The sequence below is a fragment of the Microcoleus sp. genome (assembly GCF_041354475.1).
Classification (GTDB): Bacteria; Cyanobacteriota; Cyanobacteriia; order Cyanobacteriales; family Microcoleaceae; genus Microcoleus.
On sequence record NZ_JBGJZU010000053.1, the window covers coordinates 17,041 to 36,271 of the forward strand.

General features: G+C 46.2%; 3 protein-coding genes. 2 read left to right on the forward strand and 1 reads right to left on the reverse strand.

The genetic code is table 11. The features are described from left to right. Positions 1-145: 145 nt before the first annotated feature. Positions 146-6,616 (reverse strand): PAS domain S-box protein, encoded by a 6,471-nt coding sequence (locus ACBR23_RS18995; protein ID WP_371117706.1) that lies wholly within the window; start codon positions 6,614-6,616, stop codon positions 146-148. A gap of 664 nt (positions 6,617-7,280) precedes the next feature. On the opposite strand from ACBR23_RS18995, the gene ppsA reads away from it, so the two are divergent. After that, positions 7,281-9,758 carry a phosphoenolpyruvate synthase gene (gene ppsA / locus ACBR23_RS19000; protein ID WP_371120252.1) on the forward strand — a complete coding sequence of 826 codons (2,478 nt, stop codon included), beginning with the start codon at positions 7,281-7,283 and terminating at the stop codon, positions 9,756-9,758. Between the two features lie 2,074 nt (positions 9,759-11,832). Further along, positions 11,833-19,047, forward strand: a complete 7,215-nt coding sequence (locus ACBR23_RS19005; RefSeq protein WP_371120251.1) for a DUF4347 domain-containing protein — start codon at positions 11,833-11,835, stop codon at positions 19,045-19,047. Positions 19,048-19,231: the final 184 nt, after the last annotated feature.

The following is a 19,231-nucleotide window of genomic DNA, read 5'->3' on the forward strand; positions in this document are numbered from 1 at the left end:
CAAGGAAAAAAATCAAGTTGAATAGTATAGTTGTGAATTTTGACTTGTGAAGTGTGACTTGTGAATTAAAATCCCCGTCGAATGATTTTGATTTGTTGGTCACAATCTTGACTGTCAACTTACAAAGTTTTACATAACTTTAATCCTAAGACAAATGTTCCTTCAAAAAAGATCGAATTTGCTTGATTTGAAATCCCTTAGCTAGTTGGCGGACGTGGTGAGCGAAAGGCACTAATTTCGGGTCAGAATTTTCAAGTTTAGCAATTTCCTCCAGAATAGCTTCTATATCGCCCATTGCACACAGTCTTAACAAAGCCAAGACTGACTCACAGGCGGGAGATGGGATCTTGTCCGCAGCAGCCAAGTCTGATGCTGTTTTTGGGGTTGGAGCTTTGCGTTTGTTAGCCGATGCTCCGTCTTCGTAAACCCATTCTAGTCCCAAATTAACTCGCAACGATTCTAAAAGCTCGTTGTTTTGAAGAGGCTTACTGAGAAAACCATTGCAGCCTGCAAGTATGCTCTCTTGCCTGGTAGTCTCATAAACACTAGCAGACAAAGCAAGGATAACCGCATCTTTTAATTCCGGCAAGTGTCGCAGCCGCCTGGTAGCTTCCCAGCCGTCCATTACTGGCATCAGCAAGTCCATTAAAATTAGATCGGGTTGAAATTCCAGTGCTTTGTGCAAACAGTCTTCGCCGTCTGTGGCTTCTACAATTTCCAAGCCCAAACGAGAGAGCATTTTATGCAGCATTGCCCGATTTGCTTCGTTGTCGTCTACTACCAACACTTTGCGCTTGAGGCCTACGAAACCAACAATCCGATGTTTTTCGGGTGGAGAGGGGATTTCTGAACACTGGGCGACGGCGGGCAAATCTATATCTAACCAAAAAATGCTGCCTATGTCGGAGGTACTTTCGACGTGAATTTGGCTGCCCATCATGTTTACTATTTTTTGACTGATGGAAAGGCCCAATCCGGTACCTTCCACCACGTTGCTACGATCGCCCACTTGATGAAAGGGCAAAAATATTTCTGCTAATTTGTTCTCTCTGATACCAATGCCGCTATCTTCGACTTGGAAGCGGATTTTAGTTGGTGGTAATTTTGCTAAGTTTGGTGCTTCTGTGGCGTCACCAGGGGCGATGGACTGCTTCTGTGGTTCTAGATTAGGGGTCAAAGTTGCCATTCCATCACGATTTGCCGCCGTTAAACTGGAATTTATGGAGTTGATGGGACTGGCATATTCAGCGACATTATCCACGTAACCGACTTTCAATGTCACTCCACCACGATCGGTGAACTTAACAGCATTGCTGAGCAAATTAATCAAAACTTGTCGGACTCTTTTTTCATCAGCTAAAACGTAGTTAGGCAGAACAGATAGCTCCTCGTAATTAAATGCAATTCCTTTTTGATCGGAACGCATCTTAAACAAGTCAACAATGTTTTTGATTAAATTTCTAAAATCTACCTCGCTCACAGAGAGTTCCATTTTATTAGCTTCTATTTTTGCCAGATCTAAAATGTCATTAATCAGCGTCAGTAAGTGATTGCCACACTGTAGAGCGTTAGTCAGGATATCCAGTTGTTCCGTTGTTAAATTCCGATCGTTTTTGAGGAGTTGAATGTATCCTAAAATGCCGTTCAAAGGTGTCCGCAATTCGTGGCTCATATTGGCGAGAAAGTCGCTTTTAGCGCGGTTAGCAGCTTCAGCGGCTTCTTTAGCTAATTGCAGGGCGGCTTCTGCTTGTTTGCGATCGGCAATTTCAGTTTGCGCCTTTTGAAACAAAGTAGATTGTTGGATGGCGATCGCCAACTGCACGGCTAATTGTTGCAGACACTCTGCCTCAAATTTCTGCCAAGGACGGGGGCCCGTGCAGTGGTGGGCAATTAGCAGCCCCCACAATTTTTCGCCTTGCAAAATCGGTACTACCAGATTAGCTCTGACCTGTAGCTCAGTTAACAGATTCAAGTAGCATTCAGCGATACCAGCGTTGTAAACATCATCTGTAGCTCTAATTCTGCCATCTTTGTAAAGGTCAACGTAGGCTTCGCCAAAACAGGGGTCGTAAATTTCCCTTCCCGCAATTGCCATGCAATCTTCCTTTACCGACTCCACAGCGATAAACCCGCTCCAACTAGGAGTAAATTGGTAAATCACTGTGCGGTCTACTTGCAAAAATAGCCGGACTTCTTCGACAGTTGTGGTTAAAATTTCTTCTAAGTTTAAAGAAGCTCGAATGCGTTCGAGCATGGCAACTGCTAGTTGCTCCCGATTTAATTGCTGGCGCAAAGTTTTTTCTACTTTTTTGCGTTCGCTAATATCGGTAATTACTCCCACAGAACCGATAAAATTGCCATTTTCATCCTTGATATTATCGGCTCTCACCAGAGTAGTTACTGCTTCACCATTCTTAGTTTTTAGTTCAATTTCATCACTCCATGACAAGCCGGTGCGAATGGTTTTATAGATTTGTTTATAAATTTTAGGTTGGACGTACATCACCTCGGCTGCATTAAGCGTGTTGAGTTCTTCGACTGTGTAGCCGTACCGTTGAATGAAGGATTGGTTGTGGTAAATAGAGCGTCCTTTCAAGTCGGTAATCGCGATCGCGTCGCTGGTACTTTCAACAGCTTGAGTAACTTTCAACAGCTCTAATTCTGCTTGTTTGCGATCGCTGATATCAGTCATGGAACCCACCATCCGCAGGGGATTTCCGGCTTGGTCCCACACTGCTTGGGCCCTGGCTAGTACCCACTTGTAGCTGCCGTCTTTGCATAGCAGACGGTATTCAGAGGCATAATTCGGGGTTTTGCGATCGAGGTAATCTTGGATAGCAGTTTGCACGCGCCCAGCATCTTCCGGGTGAATTCGCTCAGTCCATTCGTGGTTGTTAGTGTCAATTTCCGTTTCTGAGTAACCGATAATTTCCTTCCAGCGAGCCGAGCGAAAAACTTCATTAGTTTGGAGGTTGAAATCCCAAATTCCGTCTTGATTTCCCTTCAGAACTAACTGCCAGCGTTCTTCGCTTTTCCTTAATTCTTCTTCGGCTTGTTTGCGCTGAATATGAGAACCCAATTGAGTGGCTACTGCTTTTACTAAATCTACTATACGGCCCTCTAGAGGCGAGCGGTTCCGCTGGTAAAATACTAAAACTGCCAGCACTTCTCCCTCAGCGCGAATTGGTATGCCGAAACAAGCTTTTAATCCACTTTCTTTTGCCAGTTCCCATCGCGAAAAAACGGGATTTACGCCATCGGATATATCCTCTCTCCACTCCATTTGTTTAGTCAGCCAAATGCGCCCCGGTAGTCCGACGCCCAGTCCAAATACAAACTGATGGCTTTCACGTCCAAAGGCCTGCAAAGTCGGGTCGCTAGCATACCAACTTTGGCTGTGTTCTAAAACAGTGCCATCAGCAGCAGGTATCCAAGCTTCGGCAAAATTCCAGCCGATGGCGTTGCACAAAAAGCGCAAAACATTGGCGATCGCGCTCTCGAAGTCTGGCGACTGACTAATTGCTTGAGTTGCTGCTAACAATAACTTGATTTCATCTTCTGTTTGCTTACTTTCAGTAATATCAGTTCCCGCGCCCAAAATTTGTTTTAATCGACCGGCTGGGGTTTTCATAAATACAGTATCTCGGCTGACAATCCAGCGCCAAGAACCATCCTTATGCTGCATTCTGTATTCAACTTCAAAGATATCGCCTTGGCCACCTGTTTCTACTTGTTGTAAATAATCAGGAATTTTGCTCAAATCTTCCGGGTGCATCAATTGAGAAATCATCTCCACACCCATAGCCTGAAGCTCTTCTACTGTATAGCCTAAAACGTGATAAATGGAAGCATTAGCATAAATGATTTTACTTTCAATCAAATCGTAAACATACAAAATATTAGGACTAGCTTCAGCAATTTTTTCAGCGAACCGCTGACTATCTTGCAGCTTTAGTTCGGCTTGTTTTTTAGCAGAAAGATCGCGAACAATAGAAATAATTTCGCCCCCTGCCAGCATGGTTAGGGACAGTTCTTGAGGAAAGTTGGAGCCGTCGCGGCGACATCCGATGGCTTCGGTGTTGCAATATCCTTTTGTGGTTAAAGTGGGGAGGATTTCTTGCTCCAACCTTTGTAGTTCTGCACTTTCATAGCATATTTTCCAGCTTTGAGCGAACATGGCTTCGGGAGATTCGCAACCATACATTTTGAGTTGAGCTGCGTTGCAATAAATGAACTCTCCGCCGGCGCCGATGATGGCGATGCCCTCGGAAGCGGCGGACATGGCGGCGGCTTGTCGCTGGATTGCCGACTCAGAACGTTTGCGATCGGTGATATTACGGACGATCGCGATAATGTCGTCATCGCTACAAAATACAATTCTGGCTTCAAAATCGTACAGTTCACCATTAACTGACATGGGATATTCTACGATTTGAATTTCACCATTGTCGATCGCTTGTTTGTTACCAGATACGATCTTGTCAGCAAAAACCGACGGTAGAATGTCTTGGACTTTTTTGCCGATAAAAATACTTTCTTTAAGTATAATATTCGGTTCTTTTGCAGGTTTGAAGTCTACAAAAGTGCCATCGGCGCGACAGCGAAACATCATGTCGGGTATGGCGTTTAAAAGGGCTCGATTGGTGGCTTCACTTTTGCGTAATTCTGCTTCGGCTTGCTTGTTTAATGTAACATCGCGGGCCACTGCATAAATTAAACCTTCTTCACCAAAGGGCGATGCCGTCCAGGACAGCCATTTATAAGTACCATCTTGGCAAAGGTAGCGGTTTTCTAAGTTAATAACTGGGTTGCCACTTTTGAGTGTTTCCAGTTTAGCTATGGTTATTGCTCGGTCTTCGGGATGCACAAATTCTATAAAAGGTTTGGCTATAAGTTCCCCTTCCCTGTAACCTAAAGCATTTGACCAAGAAGGATTTAAGCGTCTGAAATAGCCGTCTAAACCCGCAATGCAAAGTAAATCGAGGGAAATATTAAAGAAGCGATCGCGCTCTTTTTGAGTTTGTTTTAATTCGGTGATATCCATCACCAAGCCATCCCAAACTAAATCGCCATTGGCTTGCTTTTCCGGTTTGGCAGCGCCTTGCAGCCACTTCACTTTGTCCGGCATAATTTGCCGCCACTGCTGATGCCATGGCAGCAGCGTATTCGCCGATTTTATTATTGATTTGTGGAACTCTTCTAGGTCATCTGGATGAATATTTTCAAAACCCAATTCTGCATTTTGTTCTAGCTGTTTAGGTGCTAATTCGTAAATTTCATTACAACCGGAAGAAACGTAGCAAAAATTTTTTTCTCCATCCTTATTAATGCGGAATTGATAAATCATTCCCGGTACGTTAGCTGTCATTTTTTCCAGCCGAGAGCGGGTTTGCCTCAATGCTATTTGCTGCCGCTTGTACTCGGTGACATCTCGGATAGTACCTACTAACATTTTACTGCCTTCGGCTGTTTTAAAAATTATCTTTTTGGTAGATATAATTCTTTTTTTACCGCTGCTATCTATAAATTTTTCTTCGGTTTCATCAGGGATTCCTGTTTTCAATACCGCTGCGTCTTTTTGTAAAAACAAGCTAGCTGTTTCTTCCGGTAAAAAGTCGTATCCACATTTACCTATAAGTTCTGTTCGCGGTTTTCCCATTAATTCGCAAAAAGCATCGTTTAATACTACCCAACGGTGTTGTTCGTCTTTGACAAAAATTGGGTCTGGTGTCGCATTAATCGTGTGCTTTAAAAATTGTCGAGATGCTTTGAGTTGAACTTCATAGCGGTGGCGATCGCTCACATCCAAGACCACTTTAATCATCCGATCGATCGACCCGTCTAGGCTGCGGATGCAGCGCAGCGACACTCTAGTATAAACTATTCCACCGTTTTTTTTGCGCCATCTTTTGTCTAAAACGTAACCTTGACTCTTACCTGTTAAAATTTTCTTGAGCTGCTCGGAACTAGCTTGCCAATCTTCAGGAAAAGTCAATTTCTCCCAATTACACTGCAACAGTTCTTCGCGCTCGTATCCCAGCAAATTGCACAAAGCATCGTTGACTTCCAACCACTCACATTTTTCTGGTTGTGAGGGAGAAACTGGCGCTGCCAGAATGGCGATTCCGACTAGGCAATTCTCCACTACCGATCGATATTTTGCTTCACTTTTTCGCAAAGCTTCTTGGTTGTGTTGTCTTTCCACTGCGTAACGCAGCGATCGCATTAACACTTCGCTGTCTATTTTTCTTTTGACTAGATAATCTTGAGCTCCTGTTTGGATCGACTGCACGGCTAGTTCTTCATCGTTGCTGGCCGTGAGCACCACGATCGGAGTATTGACGCTGTATTCTTGAATTTTAACAATTGTACTTAAGTCTTGGGTGTCCGGCAGTGACAGATCTAGTAATATGACATCAAATTTTTCCTTTAGTAAAAGCTCCTGTGCTTTACTGAGACGATCGGCGCGACTTATCAATAGCCTTTGGGGCAACGATCGGGAAACATTGGTTTCTAATAATAATTCTTCGATCAGCTCAGCTTCGGCCCGATTGTCTTCGACGAGGAGAACCTTAAAGCCATGGCGCTCTGCGGTTGGGTTCAAAACTGATATCATAAATACCCAGATTTTTATCGTAAAGCAGTCGTAGTAACCATTATAGCATATAAGCAATTCAATGCTGAAATATACAACTAGGAATAGTTTAAAACTGCTTGACTGAATTCTCTCTGACTCAGCAGAAATTGGCGACTCTCTCTCCTAAGTAAGAAAATCGTTGACACACCTTTAAAAGCGATCGTCCCATGAAAATCCACAGGACGGATGAATACGGGGGTTGTGACCTAGTTCTTTTGTCTTTGCTTGATGATAGCTGATATTTCCTAGTCGCTGCCATCTTTTTACTTGTGGCAACCCAGGAAAATTTTCTCTGGTCTATTGTGTTTTCCCAAAAAAGTGATAATCTATAAATAGAGGCCATAAACGATATTGAGCTAGAAAGCCTCTGGCACGATCTGTGCATAAATACACTTAAATTCACTTTGAGGAGCCGGGGATCAAGGTTTTAGTGATAATCAAAATAGTTTTACTTGGAGAAAATATTAGCTGTTAAGGTGAGTAATTCATGGGAGTGAATGATTAGCAGGCAGGATACAGCTAATAAATAGTGACGGAAAAATCAAGAAGTCGGGATATTTAGAGATTGACTTTGTAAGAAAACTAAGTTCAAACTTTTTGCTGTCCTTTGACCGAAATGAGCTAAAAAGTAGAGGAAAAAGCAATGACCCACAAATTAGCAATTCCAGAAAAGCAGCTTCAAATTCCCAAAGACAAAGCCTTAATATTATGGTTCGATGAAGTCGGCATCGCTGACATCCCCTTAGTCGGTGGCAAAAATGCTTCCTTGGGAGAAATGATTCAACAGCTAACTCCCAAAGGAGTGAATGTTCCCAACGGGTTTGCAACTACAGCATACGCTTACCGCTACTTCATCGAGTCGGCGGGTTTAGATAGTAAACTGCGCGAACTTTTTGCTGACTTGGAAGTCGAAAATGTCAACAACCTGCGCCAAAAAGGCAAGCAAGCACGATCGCTGATTTTGGAAACGCCGTTTCCGCGAGACTTGCAAGCGGCGATCGCCAGCGCTTACGATAAATTGTGCGATCGCTATGGCGAGAGTACAGATGTAGCAGTCCGTTCCTCCGCCACCGCCGAAGACTTACCAGACGCCAGCTTCGCCGGACAACAAGAAACCTACCTCAACGTACATGGCTGCACCAGCGTGCTCGAATGCAGCCACAAATGCTTCGCTTCCATATTCACCGACAGAGCGATTTCCTACCGTCAACTCCGAGGCTTCGACCATTTTGATGTCGCCTTATCAGTAGGTGTGCAAAAAATGGTGCGATCGGACTTAGCATCCTCCGGTGTCATGTTCAGCATCGACACCGAAACCGGTTTCAAAAACGCCGCCCTGATCACCGCAGCCTATGGATTGGGGGAAAACATCGTTCAAGGGGCCGTAAACCCCGACGAATACCTAGTCTTCAAACCAACCTTGAAACAAGGTTTCCGCCCAATTCTCGACAAACGCCTCGGCACCAAAAAAATTAAAATGGTGTACGATATTGGCGGTTCCAAATACACCAAAAATGTCTCAGTAGCAACCACAGAACGGGAAAAATTTGCCATTAACGATGACGAAATTCTGCAATTAGCACAGTGGGCAGTATTAATAGAAGAACACTACTCCCAAGTGCGCGGAACTCCCACGCCCATGGACATCGAGTGGGCAAAAGACGGCAATACTGGCGAATTATTCATCGTCCAAGCGCGACCGGAAACAGTACAATCTCAAAAATCAGTTACAGTTTTGCGGAGTTACAAACTGCAAGGTTCTAGCGCTATTTTGGCGAAGGGACGGGCTGTGGGCGAGGCCATTGGACAAGGGAAAGCCCGCGTAATTTTAGAAGTTAGCGAAATCGCGGAATTTGAAGCAGGGGAAGTTTTAGTCACCAACAAAACAGACCCCGATTGGGAACCCATTATGAAAAAAGCCAGTGCGATTGTCACCAACTCTGGCGGCCGCACTTGTCATGCAGCAATCATTGCGCGAGAAATGGGAATTCCGGCAATAGTTGGCACCGGTGATGGGACAAAACTCTTAAAGAATGGTCAAGAAATCACTGTTTCTTGTGCCGAAGGAGAGGAAGGCAAAGTTTATGCTGGTTTGGTGCCGTTTGTAGTACAAGAAAGTGCGATCGACAATTTACCCCGCACTCGCACTCAAATCTTAATGAATGTCGGCAACCCCGAAGAAGCCTTTGGTTTATCAGCAATTCCTTGCGACGGTGTGGGATTGGCGCGACTGGAATTCATCATTGCCAATCACATTAAAGCACACCCGTTAGCACTGATTCACTTTAACAAATTAGTAGATAAATCCGTCAAACGCGAAATTGCCAAACTCACAGCGCTTTACGAACACAAGCCCGATTTCTTTACCGACAAATTAGCCCACGGAATTGGTACAATTGCCGCTGCATTCTATCCCAATCCTGTCATCGTGCGGATGAGCGATTTCAAGAGCAATGAATACGCTAATCTGTTAGGAGGGCGACAGTTTGAACCCAAGGAAGAAAACCCGATGATTGGGTGGCGGGGCGCGTCTCGCTATTACGACCCAAATTACCGCGAAGCTTATGCTTTGGAATGCAAAGCCCTGAAGCGAGTTCGCAATGAAATGGGCTTGACAAATGTGATTCCGATGATTCCATTTTGCCGCACCCCGGAGGAGGGGCGAAAGGTGTTAGCGGAGATGGCGAAACACGGTTTAGTCAAGGGCGAAAATGGCTTACAGGTGTATGTGATGTGCGAATTACCTAGCAATGTCATATTTGCTGATGAATTCGCCCAGGTATTTGATGGATTCTCGATCGGCTCTAACGATCTGACTCAGCTAACATTGGGATTAGACCGGGATTCTGCTTTAGTTGCGCACATTTTTGACGAACGGAATGAAGCTGTGAAGCGGATGGTGGAAATTGCAATTAAAGCGGCGAAAAAATACGGCCGCAAGATTGGAATTTGCGGTCAAGCCCCTAGTGATTATCCTGAATTTGCTCGGTTCTTGGTTGAGTTGGGAATTGATTCGATTAGTTTGAATCCTGATTCTGTTTTGAAGACTTTGTTGGATGTTGCTAAGGTTGAGAGTACGGCTTCGATGATGGACTTGGTGATGGATGTAGCGCCTGTTTAACAGAGAATTTTATCTCTGTGAGACATCTCCCATAATCCCTAGGGAGGATTGTAGAGGGCGATGCACCCTCAAGCTACTGTTGCATGATTTTGGATAACTGGCCTTGGAACCCCGACTTCACCCTCAGAAGTCGGGGTTTTACTGTCATATCGTTTTCGGTTGCATCGGAATGATTTAACCACAGAGAACACAGAGAACACAGAGAGATCGGAGAGAAATGAATAATTCCGATGAAGAGAGGAATTGATATGAGGTGATTGTTGACTGCTATCTGCAAATTCTCTTGTGGGAGCTCAACTCGCAGCCACGCACGCGGACGATTAAGACTCTACTTGATGAACCTGCAATATGCTGTATGACTTATAACTAATGACTGATGACTTATAACTAATGACTGATGACTAATGACTATCGCATCTTTTTTTTTTCAATAAATCCGGTTACAAATCCCATAATTTATTGTTCTAATTAGGTGAGTAAAAAGCTTGTATAGTATAACTTTAAAGGCTTTCAACTGCCCAGAGATTGAGGGGGAATCAACCCGGATTTTAATTAGGTTTTATACTCCTATAAACTCAACTATAAACGGGCGTTCTAATTTATATAGAAGGCATCGGTTAGGCGATCGCAGATATTACTTCCGAAACTATTGACGTCCCCCTTTAAAAGGTCTAACTTATATAAGGGATTGCATCTACGAGTATTTGCGGATAGGCTAATTATCAGTTACTATGTACTTACGTGTGAAGAGTTTTGTTTCAAATTTTTATGAATAAGGTGTTCTACAGTTTTAGAACCTCTAAAAATTGTTCAAAAAACTGATCTGATCCACCAGAATATTCAAGATTACCGATGACCGTTGCCTCCAGGACTGAATCAGCGCCAAAAATTACCGAACATCTACTTTACCGAAAAAAATGATGGAATACTCTACCTTTATATTTGGAACAATTGCCTGTTAGCGAAACTGTTGTGTACTCGCCGGCGTCGTGTCCCAATTTAAACCATAGATTTTGCTTTTCCAGGCTACAATCGACCAAGTTTTGAGCATCCTCATCGATACAGGGTACATCTATTTCCAGAGGATGAATTATCAGCAGCCTAATTTTGAGCATCCTCATCGATACAGGGTATGTCTATTTCCAGAGGATGAATTATCAGCAGCCAACTTTTGAGCATCCTCATCGATACAGGGTACATCTACTTCCAGAGGATGAATTATCAGCAGCCAACTTTTGAGCATCCTCATCGATACAGGGTATGTCTATTTCCAGAGGATGAATTATCAACAGCCAAGGGTGAAATTAGGTCAACGGATTCTGCAAGGTAGCAATCGTAACCATTTAATTTTCCGTGTAGCACTAAGGCAAAAAAAGCCGTTTTATCCGAAATATCGTGGATATGTCCGAGAGATATGGATGCACAAACCGGGTTTTTGAGCTCCTGTTCGTAAATTTGTGGTAATTATTGCTACCTGTTTGTGGACATCAGGTGGATAGCTATTTTCAAGACATGGAAGTAGGAGTCGATCGCTCGCCAATCACCGATGATACCAAATCCTGCCTTGTTACCCCCTCTATGATTCGGCGGTTGAAACCGCTACTACACTAACAAAGTCCGCCGACGCGGACTAAGAAATAAAGGGGGTTTTTAACCCGGATTTGGTATGAATTGTTACCTAGAACACCAGACCTAAATCTGACAGTCTATGGTAGAGCCTAACGAGGAAGAATATCATCAAAAAGTTTTTGATAATTCCTGTTTTTGCCCACTGTTGGACGTAATAGATCTATGTTCAACCCAACTCCACTTCCAAACAAAATGTAAACAGCACTAATAAATTGATAGCAATAAATCCAACTTGGGGCTTCGGCTTCTAAAATATTCTCCCTCGTTTGGCAATACTTGCAAAGCTATCAAATCCCAATTAATAGACTGTTGATTTGAATCTTTGAATTCATGTTTCGATTAGTCACCCACAACTCAAAAGAGCTGAATATATTACTTTCAATTCCGACTAAATCTGTTGTCCAACAAATAGTTTATTTTAGATAATTTGTGAGTTTTTTTAATCATGAAAAGCATCTGCAGCACCCTTTCCACAACCCAAAACCTTGGTAAAAACACCAACCTTGTAGGGAACAAGCGTTCCCATCCTGTTAAAAATCTACTGATAGTCGATACAAAAGTAGAAAATAGTGACAGCTTGGCAAAAGGAGCAACGGAGGGTACAGAGGTATTCATGCTTGACCCTACCCTGGATGGAGTCAAGCAAATTACTAGAATTTTGGCTAATTGGAGAGATTTAGAAAGCCTTCAGATAGTTTCTCACGGCCAAGAAGGGCGACTACAAGTAGGGTCGATAGAACTCAATAGCAACAACATAGAAAGCTACAGCGATTTGTTGCAACAGTGGGGAAAATCTCTCAGCGAGAGAGGGGATATTTTGTTGTTGGGATGCAGCATTGCAGCAGGGAAAAGCGGCCAAGCTTTCCTGGGGAGACTGAGTGAAATTACTGGTGCAGATATTGCAGCTTCCGATGATTTGACGGGGAGTGCGGCCCTTGGTGGCGACTGGGAATTAGAATTTGCGATCGGCCAAATAGAAGCTAGCATCGCGATCGATCGCCAAGTACAGCAAGAATATAGCGGTATCCTGGGGACATTAGTCAGCGAAACATTCAAAAACGATACAGTCATAGGCCCCTGGATTTATCGAGGCACTAACGGAGCACTTTACGATCCCACAATCCCCATCACCAGGCAAATGGTTCCTGGTATTACCGGAGGAACCATATCCGGCGTAATTCCTGCTTTGGGTGGAGACACACCAGGTAACGGAGTCCTGCGGCTGACTCCATCAGTTAGAAGACAGGAAGCTTTTGTACTCTATGACAAGGCTATCCCAGCTACTGAAGGTCTAAAAGTTACTTTTGATTTTTTTGCTTATAACACCGTCGCCGCAGAGGATGGTACTCTTTTTGGTGCTGATGGTATTAGCTTTTTCCTGGTGGATGGAACAGCTACACCAACAAAAGCAGGAGGCTTTGGAGGGTCCCTTGGCTATGCCCAAAACACCAGTAGTACCCCTGTTTCCGCCGGCATTTCTGGAGGTTATTTAGGGGTTGGGTTAGATGAGTTTGGTAATTTCTCAAATCCTACGGCCGGGCGAGTTGGTGGCACGGGATTTTCCCCGGATTCTGTAGGTATTAGGGGTAGCGAAAAAAATTCTTACCAGTTTTTAACCAATGCTTCTATTGCTATTGGTATAGACAATAAAGATACAACGATTCGGAGTGCAGCCAAAAGAAGCGTTCAAATCACTCTGTTTCCGGTGCGTTCTGCAACACCGAACCGTCTTACCGTTGGCTTCGATCTCAATGGTAATGGAGTATTTGAGCCTGGGGAGACGGTTATTGATATACCAGATTTAAAGGCCGTAAATGGAGAAGTACCATCTACGCTGAAGTTTGGATTTGCGGCGGCTACAGGAGGTAATACTAATATCCATGAACTCAACAATGTAATTGTAGAAAGTATTAATGAGTTAACTTTGACCGCCGATCTTTCTGTGGTCAAAACAGGGCCAGTATCAGCGAAAGCTGGTGAGACGGTGACTTATACGATCGCCACGGTGAACAAAGGGCCAAGTCCCGCAGCAGGAGTGACGATTACAGATAGTATCATTCCGGGATTAACTGGAGTCACGGCATCGGATGGTGGAACCTACGACGCAGTGACGGGGATAGTGACTTTTCCAACAGTGGCGATCGACAATGGCGCTACCATCACTCGGACGGTTGGGGTAGTGGTGCCAGGGACCCTGAGTGCGATTAGTAACACGGCTAGAAGCAGTGCTGTTACCACGGACCCAGACCTGAGCAATAACAACGGTACGGACCCCAAGGCTAAGGTGTCTACGACGATTGGGGCTGTGGCAGACCTGGTAACTACTAAAACTGGGTCTACTTCGAGTCGGGCGGGCGAGACGGTGACTTATACGATCGCCACGGTGAACAAAGGGCCAAGTCCCGCAGCAGGAGTGACGATTACAGATAGTATCATTCCGGGATTAACTGGAGTCACGGCATCGGATGGTGGAACCTACGACGCAGTTACGGGGATAGTGACTTGGAAACCAGTGGCGATCGACAATGGTGCTACCATCACTCGGACCGTTGGGGTAGTGGTGCCACCGACCCTGAGTGCGATTAGTAACACCGCTAGAAGCAGTGCTGTTACCACAGACCCAGACCTGAGCAATAACAACGGTACTGACCCCAAGGCTAAGGTGTCTACGACGATTGGGGCTGTAGCAGACCTGGTAACTACTAAAAGTGGGTCTACTTCGAGTCGGGCGGGCGAGACGGTGACTTATACGATCGCCACGGTGAACAAAGGGCCAAGTCCGGCAGCAGGAGTGACGATTACAGATAGTATCATTCCGGGGTTAACGGGAGTCACGGCATCGGATGGTGGCACCTACGACGCAGTTACTGGGATTGTGACTTGGAAACCCGTGGCGATCGACAATGGTGCTACCATCACTCGGACGGTTGGGATAGTGGTGCCACCGACCCTGAGTGCGATTAGTAACACCGCTAGAAGCAGTGCTGTTACCACAGACCCAGACCTGAGCAATAACAACGGTACTGACCCCAAGGCTAAGGTGTCTACGACGATTGGGGCTGTAGCAGACCTGGTAACTACTAAAAGTGGGTCTACTTCGAGTCGGGCGGGCGAGACGGTGACTTATACGATCGCCACGGTGAACAAAGGGCCAAGTCCGGCAGCAGGAGTGACGATTACAGATAGTATCATTCCGGGGTTAACGGGAGTCACGGCATCGGATGGTGGCACCTACGACGCAGTTACTGGGATTGTGACTTGGAAACCCGTGGCGATCGACAATGGTGCTACCATCACTCGGACGGTTGGGATAGTGGTGCCACCGACCCTGAGTGCGATTAGTAACACCGCTAGAAGCAGTGCTGTTACCACAGACCCAGACCTGAGCAATAACAACGGTACTGACCCCAAGGCTAAGGTGTCTACGACGATTGGGGCTGTAGCAGACCTGGTAACTACTAAAAGTGGGTCTACTTCGAGTCGGGCGGGCGAGACGGTGACTTATACGATCGCCACGGTGAACAAAGGGCCAAGTCCGGCAGCAGGAGTGACGATTACAGATAGTATCATTCCGGGGTTAACGGGAGTCACGGCATCGGATGGTGGCACCTACGACGCAGTTACTGGGATTGTGACTTGGAAACCCGTGGCGATCGACAATGGTGCTACCATCACTCGGACGGTTGGGATAGTGGTGCCACCGACCCTGAGTGCGATTAGTAACACCGCTAGAAGCAGTGCTGTTACCACAGACCCAGACCTGAGCAATAACAACGGTACTGACCCCAAGGCTAAGGTGTCTACGACGATTGGGGCTGTAGCAGACCTGGTAACTACTAAAAGTGGAGTGACATCGGCATCGCCTGGACAATCGGTCACTTATACAATTACTACGGGCAATATCGGGCCAAGCGATGCGTCTAATGTTGTCATCAGCGACAGTATAGTTCCAGGGTTAAGGGGAGTTGTGGTTTCTAACGAGGGAACCTACGATCCGGTTTCTGGGCTGGTGAATTTTCCGGCGATCGCCAAGGTGTCCAGGGGTGAAACCATCACTCGTACCGTTAGCTTAGTAGTTCCCGACAGTGGCAGCATCAGCAATGTTGCCAGCAGTAAATCAACGACGGCAGACCTTAACCTCAGCAACAACGACGGTTCCTCTGCCACTGCTAAAGTCACTACCAGTGTGGTTGCGGGTCCTACTATTCCTACTGCGGATTTAGTAACTACCAAAACCGGTCTCACATCTGCGACTGTTGGTAGTTCTGTTACCTATACTATAAATACCTTGAACAAGGGGCCTGATGCTGCGGTGGGGGTGGCGATCGCTGACAGCATTGTTCCTGGTTTAACCGGAGTCAAGGTATCTGATGAGGGTACTTACGATCCGGTGTCTGGGATTGTCACTTTCCCGGCTATTTCCAGTTTGCCCAGCGGTGAAAATGTCAATCGTTTCGTGACGTTGGTGGTTCCAGGGACTGGTATCAAAAATACTGCTTCGAGTCGATCGACTACGACAGACCCCAATCTGAATAATAACAATGGTTCCGAACCAAATGCGACTGTCATCACTACAGTCATCCCGACTGCGCCGACCAACCAATCTCCCATAGCCGACAAAAACACCACTATAATTTTGCCGAAAAACACGATCGCCATCGGTGGACTCGGAGGCAGCGATCCAGATGGCACTGTGGTTTCTTTTACGGTGAACACTTTGCCGCCAACCAATCAAGGTGTTCTCTTCCTGGGAAATCCCGATCGAGGTGGGGTGCCGGTGAGTGCCGGTCAAGTCCTGACACCGGATCAAATTAGCCAGTTGTTTTTCCAATCGGCGGGAACATTCACAGGGGCAAGTTTTAGTTACAGCAGTAACGACGATCGGGGAAGCAGCAGTCAAGCAGCGGTAGTTTCTCTGGCTTTGCCACAGTTCAATGAACCGCCGGTGGCTGCGAACACAAATACTGCGGTGACACCGAATGCTGTGGTGAAGCTGGCAGGACTGGGGGCGAAGGATGTAGATGATGCGATCGCCTCTTATACAATCGATAGTCTGCCTCTCAATAGCCAAGGCATCTTGTTCTTGGGCGATCCAGCCAAGGGCGGAGTCGCAATTACTGCCGGTCAAGTTCTGAACCCCGACCAAATCAACCAGTTATTTTTTCAAGCAACTGATACTTTCGCGGGGGCTAGCTTGACTTACAGTGCCAAAGATAGTCGCGGTGCGCTCAATCTCACCCCTGCCACGGCTAGTCTGTTCTTGCCTGTGGTTAACCAACCGCCAGTCACCAACAATTCTAGTGTGAGTCTGTTGCCAGAAACCACTGTCAAAGTCCCCGGATTGGGGGGGAAAGACCCCGACGGTGAAATTGTTTCCTATACAGTCAATACTGTTTTACCACCCAAGGAAGGTACATTGTTCTTGGGAGACCCGACTCAGGGGGGAGTCGCGATCGCCTCTAATCAAGTCTTGACTCCGAGTCAAATTACCGACGTGTTTGTTCAGTCTAGTAGTAGTTTTACAGGAGCAGTTGTCACCTATACTGCTAAGGACAACACGGGCGATATCAGTCCGACGGTGGGCATAGTTTCTACTACTCTGCCACAAATTACCCCAACACCAGCACCTGTACCAGCACCTACACCCACACCCACACCAGCACCGGCACCGGTACCGGAACCTGTACCAATCACCACGCCCACACCGGTACCGGAACCTGTACCAATCACCACGCCCACACCTGCACCGGAACCTGCACCAATCACCACGCCCACACCTGCACCAATCACCACGCCCACACCGGCACCAATCACCACGCCCACACCGGCACCTATATCTACGCCCACACCTGCACCAACACCTACATCAACATCAACCATAATGGTTGCGCCGGTATCGGAACCGGATACAGGTTGTGGCTGTCAGCCTCTGCCTGTCTTGCCTGGGATAACTTTTTCGCAAGCGCAGCCGGCCCCAATTCTCAACTTCGACTCAAATGCAGCAGAGTCGATCGATATTAACAACACTGTCCTTGGGACTGCGGGAAATGATTATTTAACTGGTTCCGATGCCAATGAAATGTTTGTTGCTGCCCTGGGAGATGATACGGTTTTGGGTGAAGGTGGTTCAGATATTGTTTTTGGCGATCGACAACAGGATTTCATTGCTGCGGGCTGGGGTAACGACATTGTTTATGCCGGGAAGGAAAGCGATATTGTGTTCGGAGGTAAGAATGCCGATCGCATTTTTGGCGATCGCAGTTCCGACACCCTTTATGGCGATCGCGGTCCCGATACGATCGTCGGTGACAATGGTAATAGTGTTGATTTGACTGGGAATGACGGCGACTTAATTTTTGGTGGAGAAGGTGCTGATGCGATCGCTGGCAACCAAGGCAAGGACACTGTGTACGGGGGTAAAGGTGCAGATATCGTCTATGGTGGCATGGAAAATGATGTGATTTGGGGCGATCGGGGTGCCGATACTTTGTTGGGTGACAACGGAGACGATTCCCTGTTCGGTGGTGTCCTCAATGCCCTAGCCAAGGACTCAGAAGGACGTGATTGGCTATTTGGAGGGGACGGTAACGACTTACTCAACGGTCAAGATAATGATGATACTTTAGTTGGTGGTAATGGTCGCGATTTGGTGTTTGGCGGAAAGGGAGGCGATCGCATTTTCGGCGAAGGTGATTCCGACACTCTCTACGGCGGCCTCGGTTCTGACACCATACTAGGCGACTATGGTAAAGCTGTTGATAGCACGATCACTACTTCCGAAGGTGACTTAATTTTCGGTAATGACAATGACGATATCATCGGCGGTGGCAGTGGCAACGATACCCTGTTGGCTGGTAAGGGTAATGACTTAGTTTATGGTGGCAAAGATGCTGACATTATTTGGGGCGAACTGGGGGCTGACACTCTAGTCGGCGATGACGGAGATGATTCCCTTTATGGTGGTTTACAAAACCCGTTAGTTAGTGATGTTGATGGCCGCGACTTATTGTTTGGCGGAGATGGGAATGATTTTCTCGATGGTGGAGATAGTTCTGATTCTTTGGATGGTGGTTTTGGTAACGATTTTGTTCGTGGTGGAAACGATGATGATTTGGTCGATGGAAATGCTGGAGACGATTTAATTTACGGTGATAATGGGAGCGATATTTTATGTGGCGATGATGGTAATGATACCATTTTTGGGGATGGGGGCGACAACGGAAAATCTGTAGGTGCGATCGGGCAACAAGACTGCATCAACGGCGGCAGCGGTGATGACTTGCTTTATGGCAACGAAGGGCAAGATACTCTCAACGGCGATGGCGGCAACGATACTCTTTACGGAGGGAAAGATAACGATATTCTCAACGGAGGTGCAGGAGATGACTGGTTGCGTGGTGATGGGGGAGATGATACTTTGATTGGCGGTGTTGGGGGCGATCGCTTTATGCTAAGTGCTAACAGCGGTATCGATACTGTGCTCAATTTTGAAGTAGGAGTGGACAAGTTTGCTCTGACTGGGGGGTTGAGTTTTTCACAATTGCAAGTTGCTCAAACTGGCAATGAATTTTTACTACAATTAGCTGGAACTAATCAAGTTTTGGCTAAGGTAATTGGGGCTAATAGTTTGATTACTGCTGCGGATTTCTTGGCGGTTTAAGTAGTATCTGGTTGCATCGGAATGATTAAACCGCGAAGACGCAAAGAACACGAAGTCAGAATTGCATCTTCCTCTTTCCCCCCTTGGGGGGGGCAGGGGGGGGTTCTTCCTTTGCGTTCGCGTGCCTCGCGGTTCATATCGTTTCCGGTTGTATCGGAATGATTAAACCACAGAGAACACAGAG

Excerpts from the sequence above, each read along its gene's own strand:
- ACBR23_RS18995 (WP_371117706.1), bottom strand. The coding sequence starts at position 6,616 with ATGATATCAGTTTTGAACCCAACCGCAGAGCGCCATGGCTTTAAGGTT.
- ACBR23_RS19005 (WP_371120251.1), top strand. The coding sequence starts at position 11,833 with ATGAAAAGCATCTGCAGCACCCTTTCCACAACCCAAAACCTTGGTAAA.
- ppsA (WP_371120252.1), top strand. The coding sequence starts at position 7,281 with ATGACCCACAAATTAGCAATTCCAGAAAAGCAGCTTCAAATTCCCAAA.